At 41.4% G+C, this 24013-nt stretch carries 19 protein-coding genes; 5 read left to right on the top strand and 14 right to left on the bottom strand.

The genetic code is table 11. From position 1 onward, the window contains the following. Positions 1-136 precede the first annotated feature (136 nt). On the top strand, positions 137-1888 hold the full coding sequence (ybaL, locus tag ACU696_RS07420; protein ID WP_004913598.1) for a YbaL family putative K(+) efflux transporter: 1752 nt from the start codon (positions 137-139) through the stop codon (positions 1886-1888). A gap of 124 nt (positions 1889-2012) precedes the next feature. On the opposite strand, the gene ACU696_RS07415 is transcribed toward ybaL, so the two are convergent. The 4 genes from ACU696_RS07415 to ACU696_RS07400 form a co-directional block, all read right to left on the bottom strand. Continuing rightward, positions 2013-2363, bottom strand: a complete 351-nt coding sequence (locus ACU696_RS07415) for a DUF1937 family protein (RefSeq protein WP_198634975.1) — start codon at positions 2361-2363, stop codon at positions 2013-2015. 111 nt (positions 2364-2474) lie between these two features. Next, positions 2475-3251 carry a DeoR/GlpR family DNA-binding transcription regulator gene (locus ACU696_RS07410; protein WP_004913603.1) on the bottom strand — a complete coding sequence of 259 codons (777 nt, stop codon included), beginning with the start codon at positions 3249-3251 and terminating at the stop codon, positions 2475-2477. A 35-nt stretch (positions 3252-3286) separates the two neighbouring features. Further along, a complete protein-coding gene (locus tag ACU696_RS07405) occupies positions 3287-4516 on the bottom strand; it encodes an NAD(P)/FAD-dependent oxidoreductase (RefSeq protein WP_109912067.1) in 1230 nt (409 codons plus the stop codon). Next, positions 4513-5913 carry an NAD(P)/FAD-dependent oxidoreductase gene (locus ACU696_RS07400; protein ID WP_164528510.1) on the bottom strand — a complete coding sequence of 467 codons (1401 nt, stop codon included), beginning with the start codon at positions 5911-5913 and terminating at the stop codon, positions 4513-4515. The genes ACU696_RS07405 and ACU696_RS07400 overlap by 4 nt, the downstream gene beginning before the upstream one ends. Before the next feature lie 241 nt (positions 5914-6154). On the opposite strand from ACU696_RS07400, the gene ACU696_RS07395 reads away from it, so the two are divergent. Both ACU696_RS07395 and eutH read left to right on the top strand, forming a co-directional pair. Next, positions 6155-7594 carry an FGGY family carbohydrate kinase gene (locus ACU696_RS07395; protein ID WP_110732206.1) on the top strand — a complete coding sequence of 480 codons (1440 nt, stop codon included), beginning with the start codon at positions 6155-6157 and terminating at the stop codon, positions 7592-7594. A gap of 22 nt (positions 7595-7616) precedes the next feature. Continuing rightward, complete coding sequence (gene eutH, locus ACU696_RS07390) at positions 7617-8867, top strand: ethanolamine utilization protein EutH (RefSeq protein ID WP_447343056.1); 1251 nt, start codon at positions 7617-7619, stop codon at positions 8865-8867. 339 nt (positions 8868-9206) lie between these two features. Here eutH and ACU696_RS07385 read toward each other — a convergent pair whose 3' ends face one another. The 9 genes from ACU696_RS07385 to apt all read right to left on the bottom strand — a co-directional run bounded on the left by ACU696_RS07385 (position 9207) and on the right by apt (position 19645). Further along, positions 9207-10520, bottom strand: a complete 1314-nt coding sequence (locus tag ACU696_RS07385; RefSeq protein WP_004913614.1) for an inosine/guanosine kinase — start codon at positions 10518-10520, stop codon at positions 9207-9209. A 106-nt stretch (positions 10521-10626) separates the two neighbouring features. Beyond that, positions 10627-11745: an LPS O-antigen length regulator Wzz(fepE) gene (gene wzz(fepE), locus ACU696_RS07380; RefSeq protein WP_004913617.1), complete on the bottom strand. Its 1119-nt coding sequence runs from the start codon at positions 11743-11745 to the stop codon at positions 10627-10629. A gap of 123 nt (positions 11746-11868) precedes the next feature. Continuing rightward, complete coding sequence (gene hemH, locus ACU696_RS07375) at positions 11869-12834, bottom strand: ferrochelatase (RefSeq protein ID WP_004913620.1); 966 nt, start codon at positions 12832-12834, stop codon at positions 11869-11871. A 181-nt stretch (positions 12835-13015) separates the two neighbouring features. Next, on the bottom strand, positions 13016-13660 hold the full coding sequence (adk, locus tag ACU696_RS07370) for an adenylate kinase (protein ID WP_004913624.1): 645 nt from the start codon (positions 13658-13660) through the stop codon (positions 13016-13018). A gap of 192 nt (positions 13661-13852) precedes the next feature. Continuing rightward, positions 13853-15721: a molecular chaperone HtpG gene (gene htpG, locus ACU696_RS07365; RefSeq protein ID WP_004913627.1), complete on the bottom strand. Its 1869-nt coding sequence runs from the start codon at positions 15719-15721 to the stop codon at positions 13853-13855. A gap of 339 nt (positions 15722-16060) precedes the next feature. Then, entirely contained in the window at positions 16061-16660 is a 600-nt protein-coding gene (gene recR, locus ACU696_RS07360) for a recombination mediator RecR (protein WP_004913633.1), read from the bottom strand. After that, positions 16660-16989: a YbaB/EbfC family nucleoid-associated protein gene (locus tag ACU696_RS07355; protein ID WP_004260403.1), complete on the bottom strand. Its 330-nt coding sequence runs from the start codon at positions 16987-16989 to the stop codon at positions 16660-16662. The genes recR and ACU696_RS07355 overlap by 1 nt, the downstream gene beginning before the upstream one ends. 48 nt (positions 16990-17037) lie before the next feature. Then, positions 17038-18981 carry a DNA polymerase III subunit gamma/tau gene (gene dnaX / locus ACU696_RS07350; protein ID WP_004913639.1) on the bottom strand — a complete coding sequence of 648 codons (1944 nt, stop codon included), beginning with the start codon at positions 18979-18981 and terminating at the stop codon, positions 17038-17040. Between the two features lie 112 nt (positions 18982-19093). Beyond that, the gene (gene apt, locus ACU696_RS07345) at positions 19094-19645 is read right to left on the bottom strand and encodes an adenine phosphoribosyltransferase (protein WP_004913642.1); all 552 of its coding nucleotides are present in this window, start codon (positions 19643-19645) and stop codon (positions 19094-19096) included. Positions 19646-19787: 142 nt separating this feature from the next. Here apt and priC point away from each other — a divergent pair, with 142 nt between their 5' ends. Continuing rightward, a complete protein-coding gene (priC, locus tag ACU696_RS07340) occupies positions 19788-20336 on the top strand; it encodes a primosomal replication protein PriC (protein ID WP_004913644.1) in 549 nt (182 codons plus the stop codon). Positions 20337-20354: 18 nt separating this feature from the next. Beyond that, positions 20355-20531: a pleiotropic regulatory protein RsmS gene (gene rsmS / locus ACU696_RS07335; protein ID WP_004913648.1), complete on the top strand. Its 177-nt coding sequence runs from the start codon at positions 20355-20357 to the stop codon at positions 20529-20531. 5 nt (positions 20532-20536) lie between these two features. Here the strand turns inward: rsmS and mscK are convergent, their stop codons facing one another. Beyond that, positions 20537-23914: a mechanosensitive channel MscK gene (mscK, locus tag ACU696_RS07330; RefSeq protein WP_109912057.1), complete on the bottom strand. Its 3378-nt coding sequence runs from the start codon at positions 23912-23914 to the stop codon at positions 20537-20539. Positions 23915-24013 lie beyond the last annotated feature (99 nt).

Here is a 24013-nt window from a genome sequence, read left to right as displayed (position 1 = left end):
TTTTTTTAAGGAAATTTATCTCAAAAAAAGTTAGAATATAAAAACATGCAATTTGCATTTTAAAATGAAGGCCTCATTTTAAAAGTCAACGGCATGTACCCACCTTTCTATTTTTATACTAACCAGAGGAGACTAAATGGAGCATTCAACGCCCTTAATCACAACCATTGTTGGTGGTCTCGCCCTTGCATATTTGTTAGGTATGATCGCACAGCGATTAAAAATTTCCCCTTTAGTTGGCTATCTTGCAGCCGGTGTCCTAGCAGGCCCATTTACCCCTGGATTTGTTGCTGATGCAGCACTGGCACCTGAACTTGCTGAAATCGGTGTTATCTTACTGATGTTTGGGGTAGGCCTACATTTCTCATTAAAAGATTTACTTGCTGTTAAAGCCATCGCCATTCCCGGAGCTATTGCTCAAATCGCAGTAGCAACCTTACTGGGCCTTGGCCTGTCGATGTTATTTGGCTGGGGAATATTTACAGGCGTTGTATTTGGCCTATGTTTATCAACTGCCAGTACCGTCGTATTACTTCGTGCATTAGAAGAACGTCAATTGATTGAAAGTCAGCGTGGGCAAATTGCTATAGGCTGGCTGATTGTTGAAGACTTAGCGATGGTCTTAACACTCGTTCTACTGCCTGCGGCGGCAGCTATCATGAACACGGATGATGCCAGCTTCAGTGAGCTCGCATTAGGCCTTGCATGGACAATTGGTAAAGTTGTTCTATTCATATTTATTATGATTGTCGTGGGCCGTAAAGTAATCCCATGGATTTTATCGCGTACCGCATCAACAGGTTCTCGTGAGCTATTCACTCTTGCTGTTCTCGCACTCGCATTAGGCATTGCCTATGCTGCTGTGGCTATTTTTGATGCTTCATTTGCCCTTGGTGCGTTCTTCGCAGGAATGGTATTAAATGAGTCTGAACTCAGCCATCGCGCCGCACAAGACACTCTGCCACTACGTGATGCCTTTGCCGTACTGTTCTTTGTATCAGTTGGGATGCTGTTCGACCCAGTCGTATTAATTGAGCAGCCTCTGGGAATTTTAGCCGTTCTCGCCATTATCATTATTGGTAAATCCGCAGCTGCCTTGGTACTTGTTAGGATGTTTGGCCATTCACGACGAACCGCATTAACTATTTCAGTTAGTCTTGCGCAAATTGGTGAATTTGCCTTTATCTTAGCCGGAATGGGGTTAACCCTAGGTGTCATGGATAAAGACGCGCAAAACTTGGTGTTAGCGGGTGCAATTGTCTCTATTATGCTGAACCCTGTGTTATTTAGCTTATTAGATAAGTATCTTGAGAAAACCGAAACTATCGAAGAGCAACTGCTGGAAGAGACTCTGGAAGAGGAAACCCAAGTTCCTGTCGATATCTGCGGCCACGCCATCATCGTTGGTTACGGCCGAGTAGGTGGCATGCTTGCAGACAAACTGCGTAGAAGGGAAATTCCGGTTGTCGTTGTTGAAGATACCCGCTCTCGGTTTGAAGAACTTGCTGAAAATGGCTTTAGCGCAATCTTAGGTAATGGCGCCAATAGAGAAATTATTAGCCTTGCCCGTATTGAATGCGCCAAAACATTGCTCTTAACTATCCCTAATGGTTATGAAGCCGGTGAAATTGTCGCAACCGCGAAAGAAATGAACCCAGATGTCACTGTGATTGTTCGTGCCCATTATGATGATGAAGTCAGCTTTATTAAAGAACGAGGAGCAGACCATATCATTATAGGTGAACATGAAATTGCAAAATCCATGGCGACACTCATGTGCAATGATGTGGAAGAGTTCGGTTGTTCTATCGATGATATGATTGATGGTGACAATGATAAAAAAGGTGAAGGCAAAAGTTTAGATGATTATCTAAAACCCGCTCATTAACCTCTATTTCCATTAATAAAAAAAGGAAGCCATTGCTTCCTTTTTTATTACATTGAAATTTATACGCTTATTATTTCTATCCACTCTAGATAGTTTATCTTCGGTTTTTACTTTCCCTCATCGTTCACTCTAAATAGTGAGCGATAAACTCATCCCCAGTCCAAACTGGCAGCCCTTGGTCTTCAAAAAACTGAATTTCAGCTGCAACACCACCACTTTTTTCCCAGCCAGGTAATGTCAGCACAATTAAACCATCACACCGCTTTAGAAATTCCATATCAATAGAAGACCATGCGACTTTTTGTCCTTGTGAGGCTAAGTATTGGTTAATTGGATGAGTCATTGTGATTTGGCTATAGGTAGCGATACCTTTAAGCGCCAGTTCTGCTGCAAATTTAGTGCATTCAGCAAAGCGCATTTCTACAACATTGCTATCGGGGTCTGAATAAGGGCAAGCAATAAAATAAAGGCTCATAATCTTTCCTAGGTGTTGTTAATTTTCGATGAACATTTTTTAGTTAAAGCAACCCCATGAAAAATAATTAATTATTTTCCACAGGGAGTGTTTAATTTATAGAATTAAAACTTATTCAACGTCCGCAACAATAATTTTCGTTTTAGGATGTTTTTTACTTTCAGGTAATTTAAATTCTTTGCTGGTTGTCACTAAATAATCAATATTGTCCCAACTTGTCACAAAATTAATCGCATGTTTATTCGCTTTCGTGCCATCCGCTAACACCATTAATTTATCGCTGTTTTCCATCATCTTTTGTGCGATTGCCGCTTCATCGACGTGCTGATCCATCACGCCATGCAATGCGTGTATCGCCCCTGCCCCAATGACTGCATAATCAGCAAAAAACTCAGCAATATTTTTTAGTGCAATAGCCCCTAAGCACGCATTTTGCGCTGCGTTAAATTGCCCTCCAATCAAAATCGTTTCGATAGTTGAGTTTTCTTGTAACGTATTTGCCAATAACGGCGAATTTGTAATAACGGTTAAGTTATCAATCAATTTGATTCTTTGGCTAAATTCAAAGGTGGTTGTGCCAAAATCAATAAACAATGTGTCTCCAGGTTTAATCAGCTCAGCCGCTTTCGCCGCAATCGCTTTTTTCTCATCAACCGCGGCTTGTGCTCTTTCCGTAAAATTACGCTCAAATTTTGATTGAATATTGACAGCCCCACCATGGACTTTTTTCAGTAACTTCTGTGTTTCAAGCTTACTAAGGTCACGACGGATGGTTTCTTGCGCGACATTAAAATGTTTAGCAAGCTCCTGTACGTAAACCTGCCCTTGAGTAGAAAGCAGCTCAATGATGGTTTGATGACGTACTTTTGAGGAACGTCCCTCACACATAGTTTAATCCTTCTTAACCATTTAACTTTCCAGCACTATACAACAGTGATACTAATTTCAGTAGCTTCCTGCTGTATTTTTGTTAAATCAATATTTTTCAGTAAAATACGTCGTGTTGGTAAACAGCGATGGCGTTTTTCATATAACAGGGTATCCCCTGCCATAACACGAATAGTTCCGTTCACTGGCTGTTCAACTTTGATATTAAAATCAATTTGTCGCACTGATAAATTATCCATATCAATACACGCTGGAACACTAAAACAAATTTTCTCATTAACTTGTACAGGAATACGCTGGGTAACTTTGACATGTTGTTGGTGATGATTTGCTAATAAATCGTCTGCAATATATCCGCCAGTTATAAGACCTTCTTGGTAACATTGGTCACCCATATCGGCTGGATGCAACATATTGCCAGCGGCATAGTAGCGAGTATCAGAGCAACGCCCATATTGGTCTGTTACCGGTTTTCCTGTCGCCGCATCAAAGCTCAAATGGCTTTTACGGATTAGCGTATTTTCACCCACAAATTGCCCCGTAAAAATGACCGAATCACACATGATTTTGTGGCTTTTACCTTTCGTTTCAACAACCACATATTCCACACGATCTAAGCCACCAATTTCAGTAATTTTACTATTTAAATAAACGGGGGTTCCCATCGCTTTAGCAAATAAAGTCGCGGGTTTAAAAGCTAAAATCCGCTCACCACTTTCAATCATCGCTTGGGCTTTAACGCCTGCGTTTTTTAGTGTCCATAGCGCAGAAAAACTCACTAATTCACTGCCTACAATCACGGGATTACGGCAAGGCTTCTTGCCATTTAAATAAACAAATTGCTGTAATGCCCCTGCGGTTAAAATTCCTTGTGGCCGCAAGCCTGAAACTAAGCGCGGATGGCGAGGTGTTTCTCTTACCCCTGTCGCTATCAAAACCCGTTTAGCTTGCATTTCAACAAGACCTTCTGGTGTTGAAACGGTTAATTTCCCATTAGGTTGTAACGCAGTCACCGTGCTACGGGTAAAAATCGGGGTATCTCCCAATTGATTAACAATTTTTTCAGCAAATTGGTTGCCTTTCATCGGCCGTTTAAAAGCTAAAATGCCAAAAGTTGGGTGCTGGCAGTGACGTGGAACGCCACCAGCATGGGCTTCACGCTCAATGATGGCGATATTTTGTATACCACGACGACGTAGTGCCTGTGCCGCAGCGACACCTGTAGGGCCCGAGCCAATGATAATAACATCATAATTTACACTCATTTTACGGCCTCCACTGCCAATGTGTGGTCGAAGCGACCATTAATAATTTCAGCCACCTGACTACTACAATAAAACCCATTACAACGCCCCATCATCACTCGCGTTCTGCGGCGTAAAGCCCCTAAACACTCAGGAGGAATATCCGAATCAAATGCGGCTTCAATCTCCCGCTGGGTCACTAATTCACAATGGCAAACAATACCGCCATTACTTTTACATTGGTAATCCCGTTGATGATATTCAGAAATCATTGGCATAGTTGGCCAAATCAGTACTTCTGGTGGTGATAGCTCAAAAAGCGGTGTGAAATTCTCTTGGTACAATTTACCAAGATAGCTTGCCACCCCTAAGGCCGAAGTTAAACCTGTGGAACGAATTCCCCCTGCACATATCCACTGTTTTTCTGGATAGTCATTAATGCGGTAATATTTTTCTTCTGTAGCAGGGCGTAACCCCGCATAGGTTGCGGTCACACTGTAATTGTGCAATGAAGGTAACATGCGAGAACCTTGGGCAATTAAGTCCTCAAGCACTTCTTGTTTTACCTCTGCTTTCCAGCGGTCATCTTGTTCTTCCGCTGTAGGGCCAAGCAAGAGGTTGCCGAAGATGGTTTTCGATAGCAATACACCTTTTGTGATAGCAGTCGGCACTGGTAGGATAATCGCATTGATATCCGCTGCTGCCGCTTTGTCATAAACAAGAAATTGCCCTTTACGTGGCTTTATTTGGAACGGTGATGGGTGGCAAATTGATTCGACAATATCCCCATTAATTCCTGCACAGTTAATGACTAAACGGGCAGAAAACTCACCTTTTGATGTGGTTAAATGCCATAGTCCATCATGGAGTGTTCCACCATTAACCTCACAATGAAAGCGGTACTCAGCCCCATGCTTCACTGCTTGGGTTAAATACGAAAGTGGCGTACTCCATGGGTCAATAACCGCTTCACCTGGCACAGAAACAGCTGCAAGTGCCCCGGGTGCTAAATGGGGTTCTCTGCGATATAGCTCTTCTTTATCAATAATTGCCACATCTAATACGTTGTTAGTATGTGCTTGTTCTACTATCGCCGGTAATTTACTGAGTTGCTCATCATTCCATGCAACCACTAATGCCCCCGTTTCAAGAAGAGGTAAATTCATTTTTTCTCTGATTGCAATGAATTCACGATACCCTTCTTGCATGCACTCAAGTTCTAGACTCCCTGGTGTGGCGTCAAAACCTGTGTGTAATAGCGCACTATTTGCCTTACTTGCTCCCGAAAGGATGTCACCTCCACGTTCAAGTAACAACGTGTTGGCACCCATCAGTGTGAATTTACGTGTCACAGCACAGCCAATGACACCACCGCCGATGACAATGACATCCCAAATTTTTTTATTATTAATATCCATGGCTGAGATCCTTAACTTAAAACTTGCACACATAAAACCACATAATTCCCACAATCACAATAATTAAAACAACACAAAGCACAGCAACAACCAAAAACTTACTCACATTGTTACTTTATTGTGATTTTTGTCACATTAGTGAAACTTACTGTGAGTTTTTTGTGGATTTTATTTCCGATTAAACGATAGTAAGCAAAAAAACAGACCTATTTACAACATTTATAACACTGGGAATACTGTGATGCTCAATCAACGTTATGCGGCTATCGATCAGGGAACAACGGGAACCCGGGTCGTTGTCTTTGAAGAAGGCGGCCATTACCACTCCCCTATGAGTATTCCTCATAAACAAATCACGCTGAATAGTGGTTGGGTTGAACATGACCCAGAGGAAATACTGGCAAACATCATTAAATGCTTACATAGCTGCGAAGTCGTTGATGCTATTGGGCTTTGTCACCAAGGTGAAAGCATTGTCGCATGGGATGCGGATAGCAAGCGCCCTTTATACAACGCAATTGTTTGGCAAGACTTACGGACAGAAAAAACCATCTCAATGCTCAAGGAAGCAGGGTTAGAGCCGCTGGTACAGTCTAAGTCAGGCTTACCTCTCGACCCTTATTTTTCCGCCAGCAAAATGGGCTGGATTATTAACAATGTTGTCGGTGCGAAAACATTAGCGGATAAAAATAAATTACGCATCGGTACGATGGATGCTTTTTTTCTCGACCGGTTATGTGGCGTATTCGTCACCGACTATAACTCGGCATCTCGAACTTCATTACTCAATATTCATACGCTAGAGTGGGATCAAGAACTATGTGACATTTTTGGTGTTCCCATCCATTGCTTGCCGCCTATTAAAGATAACATTGGTGACTTTGGCGCTATCAACCTCGATGGGCACCTCACCCCAGTCACCGCCATTATCGTTGACCAATTTGCTGGCACATTCGGCCATGGCTGCCGTGAAAAAGGTGATGCCAAAATCACCTTCGGTACCGGCGCGTTCTTGCAAGCACTAACTGGCACTGATATTCCACAAACTCATGACAGCGGTTTATTGCCCACACTCTGTTGGAAGTTTCCCAATCAACCTCCTGTATTTGGTTTAGATGGCGGCGTCTACAACGCAGCATCTGCCATCAATTGGGCTCGCAAAATCGGTTTATTTGACTCATTCGATGAACTCGGGGATTTCAGAGCTGAATCCGCTATTAAACGCGGCCTAGCCTTTGTCCCTGCATTATCCGGTTTAGGATGTCCATATTGGGATCGCAGTGCTGCAGGCCTTTGGGCGGGTCTTTCATTAGATACCGACAAAAAAGACATGATGCAATCGGTTTTGGAAGGCATAGCCGCACGTTCCGCTGAAGTTATTTTTGCAATGGAAAAAATTTCACCACTAGGCCAGTCAATCTCAGTCGATGGAGGGCTCTCTTCAAATCAATATTTTAAGCAATTTTTAGCCAATTTATTACAAAAAAACATTGAAGCACCAGCAAACCGTGAAGTAACTGCACTAGGCGCCGCCTTGTTAGCTCGCAAAGGTCTCGGGATCACTCATGAAATGGCGGTAAGACGCAATGCAACTGTGACACATCCTGATGGAACGAATATGCAAGGTGTGATGGAACAATATCGCGACATCATTGCCCGTTCTCGCCAATTAAGACACTAAAATAATAAAAGGAAACCCTACCATGGCTGAATTCGGAAATTACATTATTTATTTAATTATGTGTGGCGCCATTATTGGTGCTGTCGCATCCATTGTTAGACCCGCCAGCGAGCTTGGAAAAGAGTTTGTTAATGGGATCTTTTCTATTGGTCCCGTATTTCTCGCTCAAGCCGGGATCATGGCTGCTGTTCCGCTACTCTCGCAATTAATCTCTTACATTCTTGGCCCCGTCTTTTCCTCTGTCGGCTCAGACGTTTCTATTGCAGCCTTATCGATTATTGCCGTTGATATGGGCGGCTACCAACTTGCCGATGCACTAACGACTAATCGAGATATGTGGATCACCGCAATGTTGATCGGTTATACCTCTGGAGCCACTATTGTTTACCTGATCCCTGTAGGGTTAACAATGTTAAATCGTAAAGATCATAAATACCTTGCACTTGGTGCGATGGCAGGGTTGATCTCCATACCATTTGGTGTATTGGCTTCGCTGCTATTAATTACCTTCAATAATATTCCTGTAAGGGACATTATTTCTACGAACTCACCAGCGGCACATCAATTAACCTTAGATTTCTTTACCATGTTGCAATACCTGATGCCGTTGTTTGTATTCTGTTTTTTATTAGCCGCAGGGCTAAAATATCGCCCGATGTTAATGGTAACGGGCTTCCTGATTTTTGGTAAAATTATGGATGCATTCGTCAAATTAGTCTTAGCATTTTCCATTGTTGAACACTTTACTGGTGTATTCACCAAAGTTTTCGGCGCATGGGGCTTTGACCCACTGTTTGCTGACCAAAATGAACTATTCCGTGCCATCGAAATTGCGGGTTATATCGGTATCATGTTAGCGGGCACATTCCCCATTTGTTATCTGTTCCAACGCTACTGCAAGCCTTTAGTCCGTGCATTAAGTAACCGTTTAAAACTGAGTGATACAGGTTCTTTAGGTTTTATTATGGTTATGGCAAACATTATCGCTACTTATCATTTATTCAAAGAAATGCGAGCGAGGGATAAGGTATTATGTGTGGCATTTGGTGTTTGCGCACAAGCGACCATCGGTGATCATCTTGCCTTCACGGCCAACTTTCAACCTACTCTCGTTTTACCTATTTTACTGGGCAAACTAGTAGGCGGCTTCTTAGCGGTATTTATTGCGATTAAAATCTCAGTACCACAGGCGATGCGTTATGAAGCTGAAGATGCAAAAGCAGCTGAAATAGTTAAAGAAGAAAGTAAGCTCACTGTTGCTAAACAACATTAATTAGCATTAACCATACTTATTTATTTAAAAATAATTAGCTGTATGCCAAATATGAATACTCCTAAAGTAGCATACAGCTTTTATTTATTAGTCTGAAATTAACTCAAACTCTCATCCATTATTAATATTACACTCACCATATGGATATCTATATTAGTCATCATTAAGCATTACATTATTTATAGATATATAATTTGAAGGTAAAAAAATCACCTCAATTAATAAAATTTAGTGACAACAATTCATCAGAATAATTGTTCGAAAAAAAGCACCTCAATAACAATTATATTGAAGTGCCTTAAAATTGACATCATTAATTCAAATGAGAATTATTTCGCTTTAACGTTCCCAATAAGACTCTTCTAAACTATCTTCTTTTTCAGGTAAGCCACGACTCAAACGAGGTGAATGCTGAGTTAATACTTGATAACTCACACGGTTAGCATATTTGCATACTTGAGCTAAAGAGGAATATGTTAAGTATTGGCGTTCATGTTTACTGGAATTCGGTACATTTGAACGATGGTAAGAATTGGCAGTAATATCGTGAAGTAATGCCGATAACGCCCCATCTCCCGCCCCATTCGTGTTCATTATTTTTTCAGGCCCGCCCATATAAGGCTCAATATGAGAGAAAATACGTAATGGAACTTGGCAATCTTGTTGGCGCATTGCTCGGCTAAATTCATATAAGTTAAATTCTGCAATCGCACCCGGTAATAGTGGGTGCTGCGTCGTACGTTTATAAGCGTCTTCGGTGTAGCCGGCCATATATAGGCCTGATGGGCCCGCTGTACATAAAACTAAATCGACCCAGTCTAATGCCATATTAGAGGCGAGTAATGGGTCGCTCAGCCCTGTCAGTTCCTGCGCTTCGTCCTCATTCATTGCAACGACTGAAATATGTTCCGCTAAGAAATCACGCCAGAATTGAGGGTCTTGAGCGATGACAAATTTTGTTCCAAGCGTCAACACAACGGGAACATTGTGCTTTTTCGCATACGCAATAGCCTGCATAGTCGCATCAGGCATGGTTTCTCCGGGTTTACAACGGACTAAATAAGCCGTTAAAACCAACGCAGAAGCACCCGCAATGATATCCTCTGGAATACTATTTGGGTGCAAGCGATTCATATGGCCAGGGCTGATAGCAAAAGTTCGCTCGCCATTTTCAGTGATCAAGGTAAAACAGCGCCCAATAGGCCCATCCACACCTTGTAGAAAATTTAAATCCATGCGGCTTGAGGTATGGCACAGGTAGCGATATGCATAGCTACCAATTTGGATGTTATTACACATTGTGCCCAATAAAACAGACCTGTCATCCGCTAATACCGAATAATTGTGCAAGGTATTGCCAATCGTTCCACCTGCAAATTCATGAGTAATCAATGCATTATCTGTGAGCTCTTTATACAAAGCTTCGGCGGCATCATCTTCAATAACCAGTGAATGCCCCTTACTCAACTGGTAGCGCTGAATAAAGTCGTCATCCACTTTCGCTTCAATATCGACTAATGTTTGGTCGATACCAACGATATAGGACTTACAATTCTCATCATCTGCCAAGGTTTCTTTTAAAGGCTGTAATAAAGGATCTCTGAGACTAACAGGAAAATAGTGTTTCGATTTGCGCTGACCGGGGAATTTCATAATTAGAAGATTAACAATGGAACATCGCCCTATTCTAACACGATAAAATAAAGCCAGCACCTGCAAAGAAGGCACTGGCTTCATTGTTTGTCATTTGGCGGTAATTTTACTGATTTTGATATTTATAATCGCGATAAAGCTCCCGACTTAACACAAATGCACAGCTCAAAATTAAACCTAATATGGCGCTCAACGCAACAATTAACGCTGATTTAGGCGAATCTTTATGCAATGGTAAGTCTGGCGTTAAAATAAATTTAACTGGCGTAAAATCTAACTCTTTACTGGTTAACTCTTGTAAATCATCAATATAAATCTTACGGTTTTGTAGGTTTTCGCTCATCAATGCTAAATCACGATTTTGAGTTTCAATCAGTAATTTTTTCTCTAAAGCTTCAGTCCCTAACGCAATAGGGTAATCAGGGTCATCATTGATAGCAACAGATTCGCTGGCGATCGGTTTTTCAATTCCAGCGGCTTTTGCAATATCAACAGCTCGTTTAAGCCTTTCAACCTTAACATCGTATTCAGTTTGAATTTTGCTGACTTCGCGTTTTAGTGACTCACTGGCATAAATAAGTTTCTCTGAAATCATATTATCGATTTCAACTTTTAGCTGTTGCCTTACTTTCGATGCACTATAACGAATATAGCCTTCTAGTAAATCTTGGGCTTCAGTTGGCAACGGAGCAGTGAAGCTTAAAACAATATCATTTGAAGTACTGTTTTTTTCTTTTGACAGATCTTGAATTTTAATATCATTTGAAATGATTGAATTCACTAGCCTTTGCTGAGCGATAACATCATCTTTTGGGTCAATTTTCTCTGCAAGGTTATGATAATACTCAGTACTTCTCACATAACTTTCTTGATTAACTTTCGAACGATATTGGTCAATAAACGCAGTAAAAACACGTTGAGCACTTAGATCAACAGGAACATCTAATACATCCAATTGCGCTTTAAATGCATTAACTTCTTTGAGCTCTTCAGATGCGGGGGGAATAACAATAGCAGTACTGCTCCATTTTTGAGGTAATAGTTTAACAACACCAACACTCACCGCAATACAAACAATCGTAAATATAAGAATCAAAAATTTATGTTTTAACAAAATGGAAAACAAGGCCATTAAATCAATCTCATCGTTTTGTTGTATATGAAATTGATGAGCAGAAGACGGCTTCTGCTCTATATTACCTTGTGGGGGCTGCTTATTGCTCATATTAATTCCAAAAGACATAACATTTATTCAATCATTTATAATTTCAGATAAGTGATTATAGTCCATAATGAGCCTATTGATATATCGATAAGCAAACTTTTCTTCATTAATTTGCTGAATTAGTTATTTTAGTACATCTTGAATTATTGAATTAATCATATGAATGCTATTTGGATTATCATTTAAAGCCGGTATGTAATTATATTTATCACCGCCACTACTCATAAAAAATTCTTTATTTTGTTCGCTAATTTCTTCTAATGTTTCTAGGCAATCAACTGAAAACCCTGGACAAATGACCTGAACGGATTTTACGCCTTGGGAGGGTAATTCATGCATAGTTTTATCCATGTAAGGCATCAACCAAGGCTCACGTCCAAAACGTGACTGATAGGTGAGCATGACTTTATCGCTTGGGTAATTCAACGCCTCACGGAGTGCCTCTGCCGTTTTTTCGCACTCTTGCTGGTAAATATCACCTGTATCGCAATAACGCTGTGGAATGCCATGGAACGACAATATTAGCCTATCGGGTTCACCATGCAGGGCAAAGCTTGCTTCTATCGAGGCCACTAAAGCTTGAATATAAGCAGGATGTGTCGCATAGCTACGAATGAATTGCACGCTTGGAATGGTACGTCTACTTTCAAACGCTCGGGTTAATGCATCATAAACCGCTGCAGTTGTCGTGCAGGAATACTGTGGATACAGTGGAAGAACCACTAAGTCGGTAACACCTTGGTCTAGCAAACTATCTACCGCACTTTTAATTGAAGGCGAACCATAGCTCATGCCTATCTCTACAGCAATATTAGGCAATAACTCTGCTAACTTTTGTTTTTGACGCAAAGAATAAACCAGTAATGGTGAGCCACCTTCTAACCAAATAGACTTATATAACTTCGCCACTTTAGAAGAGCGAAGAGGCAAAATCGCCCCATGTAAAATCGGCTTCCAAATCAAGCGCGGTACATCAATAACGCGTTTATCACTAAGAAATTCGGCTAAATAGCGTTTCACTGCTGAGGTTGTTGGGGCATCAGGGGTTCCTAAGTTTGCTAACAAAATGCCGTATTTTTTTTCTGACATGAAACAACTCCTAATTGATAATTATTCCCAACTTTAGCACAGTTAATTAACGATTTTTGTCACCAAGTGGTATAAAAAAGAAAGGCAGCGATCATCGCTGCCTCCATATAATACCTTATACTTAAAATAATTCGAATTGCAGTTACAATTACTGCAACACAAAGCATAGTTAGTACAAATATTAACCTAAAATTTTCGCCAGTTCTTCACTAACTTCAGACACTTTACGTGTACCATCTAATTTGAAGTACTTGGTGTTCCCTTGTTTAGCTTCATTTTGGTAATACGCAATTAAAGGTGCAGTTAATGCATGATATTCAACCAGACGCTTACGCACGGTGTCTTCTTGGTCATCTTTACGGATGGTTAGTTCTTCACCTGTTACATCGTCTTTGCCTTCAACCTTTGGTGGGTTAAAGTTGATGTGATAAACACGGCCTGATGGTGCATGTACACGACGGCCAATAATACGCTCAACAATGATTTCGTCTGGTACATCAAACTCCAGTACATTATCAACAGTGATGCCCGCTTCTTTCATCGCATCCGCTTGTGGGATTGTACGAGGGAACCCATCCAACAAGAAGCCATTGCGGCAGTCATCTTGTTTGATACGCTCTTTAACTAATGCGATAACTAATTCATCAGTAACTAATTTACCGTTATCCATCAGCTCTTTAGCTTGTAAGCCGAGTTCGCTCCCTGATTTAACAGCGGCACGTAACATGTCACCTGTTGAAATTTGAGGGATCCCAAACTTTTCCATAATAAATTGAGCTTGAGTGCCCTTACCAGCGCCTGGAGCGCCAAGCAGAATGATACGCATTGCGTAAACCCCTTGCTATTTAGATTTTTATAATTTGAAAAGAAAACAAGCTACCATACCATTAGCATGCTGCTTTACTCAAGAACACACGTAAACGATTTCGCATTTATCTTTTTTCGCAAAAGAAAAAAACCACGCTAAAGCACAAGCAAAAGCGTGGTTTATGCTCAATATCGAAAATATCAAATTAAATTACTTTAAAAGTAATTCATTGATTTTACGTATAAATAGGTTTGGATCTTCCAATGTGCCACGTTCGGCTAACAGTGCTTGATCCAACAAGACATCCACCCAATCAGCAAACACGGATTCATCTGACACTTCTGCAGCTTTTTTCACCAATGGATGCGTTGGGTTCAATTCGAAGTTATATTTTACTTCTGGTGCGGCTTGCCCAGCTGCTGCAAACAGTTTCGCCATTTGTGTACTCATTTCATCCACGTCTGTTGTGACAATGGCAGGCGTATCCGTTAAGCGATGCGTGAGTTTAACGTCTTTAACGCGCTCACCAAGGAATGACTTAACGCGTTCAACAAATGGCTCTAATTGCTTATCCGCTTCCTCTTGTTCTGCTTTGTTTTCATCCGCTAGCTTATCTAATGACTCGTCTGCTTTACTTACGGATTGGAACTGTTTACCGTCGAATTCAGACAGATAGTTCATCATCCATTCGTCAATACGGTCAGATAACAGCAAGACTTCAATACCTTTTTTACGGAATAACTCAAGGTGTGGGCTACCTTTTGCCGCTGCATAGCTGTCTGCAGTGATATAGTAAATTTTATCTTGGCCTTCAACCATGCGGCTAACATACTCTTCTAGAGAGACGTTCTGTACACTGCTATCGGTATGAGTCGTCGCAAAACGCAGAAGTTTAGCAATAGTTTCGCTATTTGCCATATCCTCTGCAGGACCTTCTTTCATCACTAAACCAAATTGTTGCCAGAAAGTTTGGTATTTTTCTGCATCAGATTTGGCCAGTTTTTCCAACATTTGCAGAACACGTTTGGTTAATGCGCTGCGTAAACTACGAGTTAATGCGCTATCTTGCAGTATTTCCCGCGAAACGTTCAACGGTAAATCATTGGAATCCAGCACCCCACGAATAAAGCGCAGGTAATTCGGCATGAACTGTTCCGCGTCATCCATAATAAATACGCGTTGAACATAGAGTTTCAAACCATGCTGTTGGTCACGATTCCATAGATCAAACGGGGCTTTAGACGGCACATACAGCAAGCTAGTATATTCTTGCTTACCTTCTACGCGGTTATGTGTCCATGTCAGCGGGTCTGCATAGTCATGGGAGATATGTTTATAGAATTCTGCGTATTCTTCGTCTGAAATTTCAGATTTACTGCGAGTCCATAATGCTTTCGCTTGGTTAATTTTTTCCCAAGTTACCGTACCGTCTTCTTCATTTTTTTCTTCGATTTCAACGGGTAAAGCAATATGATCAGAATATTTGCTAATCACTGAGCGTAGGCGCCAGTTATCGAGATATTCTTTTTCATCATCACGTAAATGCAAGGTAATTTCAGTGCCGCGCTCCGCTTTTTCAATATCAGCGATGGTATATTCACCTTCACCAGCAGATTCCCAGAACACACCTTCATCGGCAGGAGCACCCGCCGCACGACTACGTACCGTCACTTTATCGGCCACTATAAATGCGGAATAGAAGCCGACACCAAATTGACCAATCATTTGGCTGTCTTTGACTTGGTCGCTACCTAATGACTCTAAAAATGCTTTCGTGCCTGATTTTGCGATAGTTCCAAGGTTTTCAATCACCTCTTCACGGCTCATACCGATACCGTTATCACTGATGGTCAATGTACCTTGGTCTTTATCGGCACTAATACGCACACGCAACTCACCATCGTTTTCATACAATTCTGGTTTAGATAATGCTCGAAAACGCAGTTTATCTGCTGCATCTGATGCGTTGGAGATCAATTCACGTAAGAAAATCTCTTTATTCGAATAAAGAGAGTGGATCATTAATTGGAGGAGTTGTTTAACTTCTGATTGGAAACCACGCGTTTCCTGTCCTTTCATACTCATTAATCGCCTCTATTTCATCAATCTAATTGGATAGGTTTGACTTATCGATGCAGATTAGTTGGGGGCGAAAAACAGAAATTCAAGCGAAAGGGATAAAAAATTTAGCAGACCAAACTCAAAAGCCAATGATTAGAAAGAAAATAATAACAACCGCAATCATTTTAAAGGTAGTTAATGAAAGGAATAATTTTACTCATCTCCAATCATATCCTCTAAATAATTTGTGCTGTAGCTAGGCGTCAAATACGTTAATCCCTAGGAGCATACACCAGTATGTGACTAGGGTTAACGCATGAAGACAACAACGCTACAGTGCAAAGTATGACGAGGATATCAAAGTTTAAGGCGGCCGGAGAGCGAATGAGACAACGTCGTACTATCGACTAACTCTAACTCCCCACCCACTGGCACACCGTGCGCAATTCGGCTCGCCGCCACCCCATATTGAGCACACATTTGCCCAATATAGTTTGCCGTCGCTTCTCCTTCAACCGTTGGATTGGTTGCTAAAATCACTTCAGTGATAGTCTCGGACGCCAAACGCTCTTCGAGTCTATCAAGGCCGATATCCATTGGGCCGATTCCATCAAGTGGGGACAAATGCCCCATAAGGACAAAATAACGCCCGGAAAATTGCCCGGTTTGTTCTATTGCATAGATATCTGCTGGACTTTCAACAATACAAATCAAACCATTTTGTTGACGACGTGGGTTATCGCAAATATTACAGATATCTTGTTCTGTAAATGTTCTGCAATCACGGCAATGACCTATTTCAGACATGGCTCGAGTGAGCGATTGCGCTAAACGCATTCCCCCACTTCGGTCACGCTGTAAAAGATGAAAAGCCATTCGCTGCGCTGACTTGGGGCCAACCCCCGGGAGACAGCGCAGAGCTTCCATCAACGATTCAAGAAGCGGACTTGTTTGCATTAGAATGGCATCTTAAAGCCTGGTGGTAATTGCATACCACTAGAAACACTCGCCATTTTTTCTTTTTGAGTTTCTTCGATACGACGTGCAGCATCATTAAATGCCGCTGCAATCAAATCTTCTAACATTTCTTTGTCGTCTTCGAGCAAGCTAGGGTCAATCTCAACACGGCGGCAGTTATGTGAGCCATTAATCGTCACTTTAACTAACCCTGCACCAGATTCGCCTGTAGCTTCTAGTTGAGCGATTTCTTCCTGAACTTTTTGCATTTTATCTTGCATTTGTTGGGCCTGTTTCATCAGGTTACCCAATCCACCTTTACCAAACATAGTTATCTCTCACAACTGAGGCTACAGCTTAATAATGAGACTGTAGCGTTAAACGGGGCGAATACTCTCTTCATCTAATTGCGCATCAAACATTGAGCGCAGTTTTTGAATCGTTTTATCCGCAATAATAGACTGGCGCGCTTGTGCCAGTTTTTCTTCATAAATCGCCTGTCGCCATTCTAACGGGGTTTTCACCTCGCTATTATCATCATGAACGATTTTCAGTTCAACAGTACGACCATATTGTTCACTCAGAGCTTCTTCCAACACTTTGTGGGCCGATGGTTTATCGAGGTGCTTCTGAGCTGAGCGCAAATGTAAAATAATTTGCGAATCACTTAATTCTTCTATATATGAATTCAAAGCTAATTGTTCAACCAGTTTGGGAATATTTAATTTTGCGATTTTCCCTGACCAGCTATCCCGAATTCGCCCTTCTTCAATAATTTTAACGGCTAATTCAGGCGTTTTTTCATATTCCAACGCCTCTTTGATTCCGCTTGGCGTTGTTACCGCTTCTTTTGGAGCCATCGACTCTTCATTTTGCGGTTTCCACTGGTACTGCTTTGGTTTTTGTGGTTTTGCTGCCTGAGCCGCTCTATTTTCCACATTTTGTTGATGTTTGCTGGTCACGGCGGCCAGCCTTTCCAGTGCTGATGCCGCCGGCTTAGCCCTTTCAGGCATCACCGGTTTAGCCTTTTTTGGGCTAGGATCCTCACTTTGGGGAGATTGTAACGCCTGCCTCGCCTTCAATAACTGTAATGTTGGGCTATTGTCTGGCAGATTTTCCGCTCGCACTTGTGTCGGAGGCACCCTTTGCGACATATTTGATGCCGCAGACGGTGCTGATTGAACAGCGGCTTGCGGGATAACCTGTGGCGGAGCTTCAATTTCAGCAATCACATTTTTAGGATGAAAAGCTAATGCACGTAATAGTGCCATTTCAACCCCCATACGCCGCTCAGGGGCATAGGGAAGTTCTTTTCTTCCGACTAATAACGTTTGGTAAAACAATTGGAGATCTGCAGGGGAAATTACCCTTGCAACCTGCCGTAACCGCCCCTCTGTCGAAGATGGGTCTGTTTCTTGCTCAGCTGGAAGCAGTTGGATCATTGCGATACGGTGTAATTGCGACAGAATTTCCACCAGCAAGTTTTCCCAATCTGCACCGCGACTAGCAGCTTGCTCTACCTGTTCCATCACCGCCATGCTATCGGCACGTACTAGTGCTTCAATAATGGCTAATGGCTGTTCGTCATCAAGAGTTCCTAGCATTTGGCTAACGATATCAGCCGTGACTTTCCCTTGCCCCATCGCAATGGCTTGGTCAGTTAAGCTTAATGCATCACGCAAACTGCCATCCGCTGCTCTTGCTATCAACTGACGAGCACGTTGATCATGTTCAATATTTTCTGCATTCAGGATGAGTTCAAGTTGCTCACTGATTTGCGTGACATCTAACGCTTTTAGATGGAACTGCAAGCAGCGGGACAAAATGGTCACAGGGAGTTTTTGCGGATCAGTCGTCGCCAACAAAAACTTCACATGTTCAGGTGGTTCTTCAAGCGTTTTTAATAACGCATTAAAACTATGACGAGACAACATGTGTACTTCGTCAATTAAATAAACTTTGAAGCGCCCACGTGCTGGCGCGTATTGGACATTGTCTAATAATTCACGAGTGTCTTCGACTTTAGTACGAGAGGCTGCGTCAATTTCAATTAAATCGACAAATCGCCCTTGCTCTATTTCAAGGCAGTTGGCACATTGCCCACAAGGCGATGCAGTTATCCCTGTTTCGCAATTAAGGCCTTTGGCAAACAGGCGAGCAATCGTCGTTTTTCCTACGCCACGTGTACCGGAGAAAAGATAGGCATGATGAAGCCGCTGATGCGTTAGCCCATTAGCGAGTGCAGTCAAAACGTGCTGTTGACCAACAACGTCTGAAAATTTTTGGGGGCGCCACTTACGGGCAAGTACCTGATAGCTCATGGATTCCACTGTCATTTAACATGGTACGTGAATATATATAATCATAGTACCATGCTACCACAGCCTCAACCTATACAGCGAGGCTGTGATAAAAATAGAGGGAAAATAAAGATTAGTGGCCTGGGAACTCAACAAGGCTATATGAAGAAACACCTTCTTTTTGTAGACGCTCAACACCGCCAAGATCAGGTAAGCTGATGATAAACGCAGCTTCAACAACATTAGCACCAAGCTGTTTGATCATTTTCACCGTTGCTTCCACTGTACCACCTGTCGCGAGTAGATCATCAACAACTAAGACGTTATCGTCAGGGTTGATGCTGTCTTTATGGATTTCAAGTGTATCCGTACCATATTCAAGGTCGTAAGTCATACTTAATACTTCACGTGGTAATTTCCCTTTTTTACGTACAGGGACAAAACCTACGCCTAAACGTAATGCGACTGGAGCACCGAATAGAAAACCACGTGCTTCAGTTCCTACAATTTTAGTGACGCCTTTATTTTGATAATGTTCGACTAACATATCAATTGTTGCTTGGTATGCAGCAGGGTTATTTAATAAAGTGGTAATGTCACGAAAAATCACACCTTCGATTGGATAATCTTGGATAGATGCGATACTTTCTTTAATCAATTGCAGTTGTTGCTCTTTAGCGGTCATAATAAAAGCCATGTAGTAAACACGAAAGTGTAGAATCTATGTAAAGTACCATAAAAATGCAATAAGAAGCCGTCAATTTGGCATCAGTTTTGTTGCTGAATATCAATATTCCGCTATTTTTGACACTTAATGAGAACAAAAAATGAAAATCCCCGCTCTTTTAGATGCGTTAAAAAAGCAGATTGATGAATTGAAAACTCGAGTGGCCCCCATAAAAGACCTTGAGTTTTCACATTCACGCTTCGACATGCAATTGTTTAGCCGCAAATCCACCCGTCTAGGGGATTGCCAAAATGAATTACAGACCTTGTATCAGCAATTGTGCCACAGCGTAACGTTAAACCACAGCGAGCAGGTCAATTTCCTAACGGAGAAAATAGTCCACCAAATACAAGCCATTTCTCGGGAGATTTCTACACAAGCTTTACGTGAGAAAGAATCCAGTTTTACTAAGAAAAAGGAACAGATTGATTTATATGAACGTTTATCACAACACCAAGACTATGAACGACGCTTACAAGCGATGGTGAGTGAAAAAGAGCTTCATTTAAGTGAGCTAACTGACCACCGTCTTCAACACCAGTGCCAAAAAGAACTCGCTGTACTTGCAGGGCGTTTGTACCGTTGCCGCCAAGCACTTTTGCGTATTGAGAAAGCCATTGAACATCAAGAAAATCAATATTTTGATTAAATATTGGAAGGAATCAGTATGAGTTCACTCAAAGATGCTCCACAAGAAATCCAACTTGCTGTTGATTTAATCTACTTATTAGAAACCTCTGAGATAGACACCGATGTGGTTCTCAAAGCACTTGAAATTGTGAAAAATGATTATATGTCAAAACAAGTGCAAGCAGCACAAGCTACCTGCACCAAAGAAACTTAACGGGTCTAGTGCGTTTCACCATCACTATCTTTAGGTCTTCGCTTCACTTCTTGCACTTCATCACCTTTATTATTATGCAAATGAACCTCTAACTGGTTGAATGCAATATCAATGTCATTTTCTCGACATAATTTGTCTATCGCGCGGTTCACTTCATCACTTGTCACGCCACGGTCACCAATTTGCCGCACATAAAAACGTAATTCATGGTCTAACGTACTGGCGCCAAAACTGGTGAAATAAACATTGGGAGCGGGTTCGGTCATCACCTTGTTATTGCTGGTTGCTGCCGATAATAAAACCCGCTTCACTTTATCCAGATCAGAACCATAAGCCACGCCGATCGCAATCGTGATGCGCGTGACGGTGTCTGATAGCGACCAGTTGATCAACCGCTCAGTCACAAAAGCTTTATTCGGAATGATCACTTCTTTACGATCAAAATCGACAATAGTGGTTGCCCGGATACGAATTTTACTTACCGTTCCTGAGTAGGTGCCAATCGTAACAGTGTCTCCAATACGGATCGGCCGTTCGAATAGTAAAATGATCCCTGAGACAAAGTTGGCAAAAATTTCCTGTAAGCCAAACCCTAACCCGACGGTTAAAGCAGCGGCTAACCATTGCAATTTGTTCCATGTCACGCCAATCATCCCTAACGAGGCAATCGCGCCAATCCCCACGATAATATAAGTTAATATTGTCGTAATAGCATAAGTAGAACCCTGACGGAGTTTTAACCGTGATAACACCAATACTTCCAGTAACCCAGGGAGATTTCGAGTCATCACCCAAGACACAATGATGATCACAAGAGCCAATATTAAATTCGCTAAGGTTACGAATTGTAAAATATTTCCCCCTTCTGCCGATGTGGCGGTGTAGCTCCACAAGTTCACGCTATCTAAGAAAGAGAAAATGGTGATAAAGTCAGACCAAATTGCATAAAACGCTAACGCAAAGATAATAAACAACACCATCGTTGTCAGGCGTAGCGATTGCTGGCTAATCAACTCGATGGTCATGGGTGGCTCTTTAATGGGTTCGTTTTCAACATCTTCTTGCTTCAACATCGCACGACGTTCTATAGCACGTTGATATGCCAACTTACGAGCCACCAGTGTTAGTCCCCTTAAGCAAGCATTGTAAGTGATATACCACAGGAGTAGAAGATAGAGGCTATCTAACCAACGATTGGCCAAACGCAATGTGGTGTAGTAATACCCCGCCATCATTAAGCCCACTAAAATTAATGGCGAAAATGTCAGTAATGTCATGACAATACTGCGCGTTAAGTGACTACCTTTCTCTTGCCAAACCTGTTTACAAAATGGGATTGTAAAAATACACAACAGTATAAGAGAAACTAGCACAATTAATTGGCCAATCACGTCCTCAGACACTTTCAGTGGGTTGCTAACGCCATAAGTGGAAAAGAAAATAAGTGGCACCAGAGGAATCGATAGCCTAATCATTCTACGTCGTGTTTGAGATATTTTCTCTTTTTCAATACCAAAATGTTTTTGTGCAATACCTTGGGGTTTCAACACACGAAACGTCAGCTCAAATAACGCCCAAAATATCGCTAACTGTTGGCTGAACTGCCAGAAAAATGGGCCTTGTACATTCCCTGTTTTCAAAAACCAGTAACCAAATGCGAGTAAAAACAGTGAAATAGGCAATGTTTGCATTAATGTCAGCAGAATCGCAAATGGCGTACTTAGTACGCTATCATTGCGCAAACTTGAAAGCCGTTGGTCAATATCTTGCAATCGGTTATTAATTTTACGATTAAACCAAATAAACAGTAGCGCGACCAAAACAAGTGGAATAACCACTAACAGTGAATTACTCACGCCCCGTTTAATGCTGCGGTTTGATAAACTAAAATCAAAGCTATTAATTTGTGTCGCTGCGGCTTCAGGAAAAGCTTTCACCCATTCCAAATCAATCGGTTTATTACTATTCACCCAAAATATTTGCTGTGCCAAGGTATTTTCAAGCGACCCCACTACACTCAATAATTGGTTTTGATCCAGTTGTAGGTTGATTGCTTGCGAAATTTGCCCGCCAAGCTGCTGGTTAAGTTCATCTAATAACCCACGACGAACTTCCAATAGTTTCAATAACGTGGATTTATCTTCCGTTGATAATAATGTGCTATTGGTAAGCTCATCCCCAGTTTTTATCTCAAATTGCTGTTCCAACTTCGTAATATAATCATTAGGTTGGTAAAGTTCATCACGTTGTTGGTTAACATCAAATTGTTCAAGCCGCAAATCGGCGATCGTTGTGGGTAAATTTTTCGTTAGAATATCAGGTGGTAAGTCAATTTGTTGTTGAAACAAAATTCGTGAAAGCAATAAGCTACCGCGTAATACATTAATTTGTTCTTTTAAATTTCGTTCTGACTGTGTCGCTCTTTCAAGCCAGGTTTTTACACGGATACCATTTTGAACCAATTTATTGCTATTTTCTGTCACTGTAATTAACCGGTCGCTCAGCGCATTATTAATCGCAATTTCTTTTTGAATAAGGGGATTTTGTTGAGCTTTGATATCGGTTTCAGAAGTACTTAATGCTTCACGCACCGTTGATTGGGAGTCATTTAGGCGGCGATGACTAATAGCATTTTGTACTTGCTGAATATGATGTTCCAATTGTTCAATATATGCTGCGGTATAATCACGCTGTTTTTGCAGTACATCTTGTAATTGAGTGTTAGCCTCTAGAATACGTTTTTGATATTCATTTTGCTGCTGTAATAAGTACTGTTCAACTTGCAGCATTGTGATTTGAGTCGGCCTTAAATTCACAGATTCATTTAATGAACTATTTAGCTCATTACGAATTTCCTGCAATCGTCTCGCATTTTCCAACATCATCGCTTGTGCCCTTTCAGGCTGCGTTTGTAAGCCAATTAATTGGCTACTATAGGTTGCGAGGTCATTTTGTTCTGTTTGCAGATTTTCTAAGTAAGAGGTTTGTAATGCTTTTAATTGTGAAAGAGAGCTATCTTGTATTTTTCGTAGGAAATTTTCGGTGAGTTGTTCATTTTCATTTTTTATTTGCAACAAACCTTGTGCAGCTTGTTTTGATTCTTCACTCGCGCTACTGAGTTTTTTTTGCAGATCAGCCGTTCGTTGTTCGAGTTTATCCAGTTCGTCATAAAAATCTGAGGTTTTTTCCAGATCGGCGAGAACAAGTTTATCTTCCTCACTGAGTGAGTTTTTTTTATTCAATGCATTGAGTGCACTTTTAATTTCATTCTTATCAGGTAAGTTATTTGACGTTAGTGCCGTAATTGAGCTGGAAAAAGATGCGATGAAAAAGAACAGTATGATTGATACTAACTGCTGCCACTTCCATTGTTGTTTCATCATAATGGCATTCCTTTATACGAATAATACGTTGCTTAATTAAACAAAGTGCCGATAACAGCCTATCAGCACCTAATTTTACCTAACCAAACACATTTTACG

Source organism: Providencia sp. PROV_01 (assembly GCF_053098325.1).
Note: the sequence above shows the minus strand (reverse complement) of the source record. Positions and strands in the feature narration are given on the sequence as shown.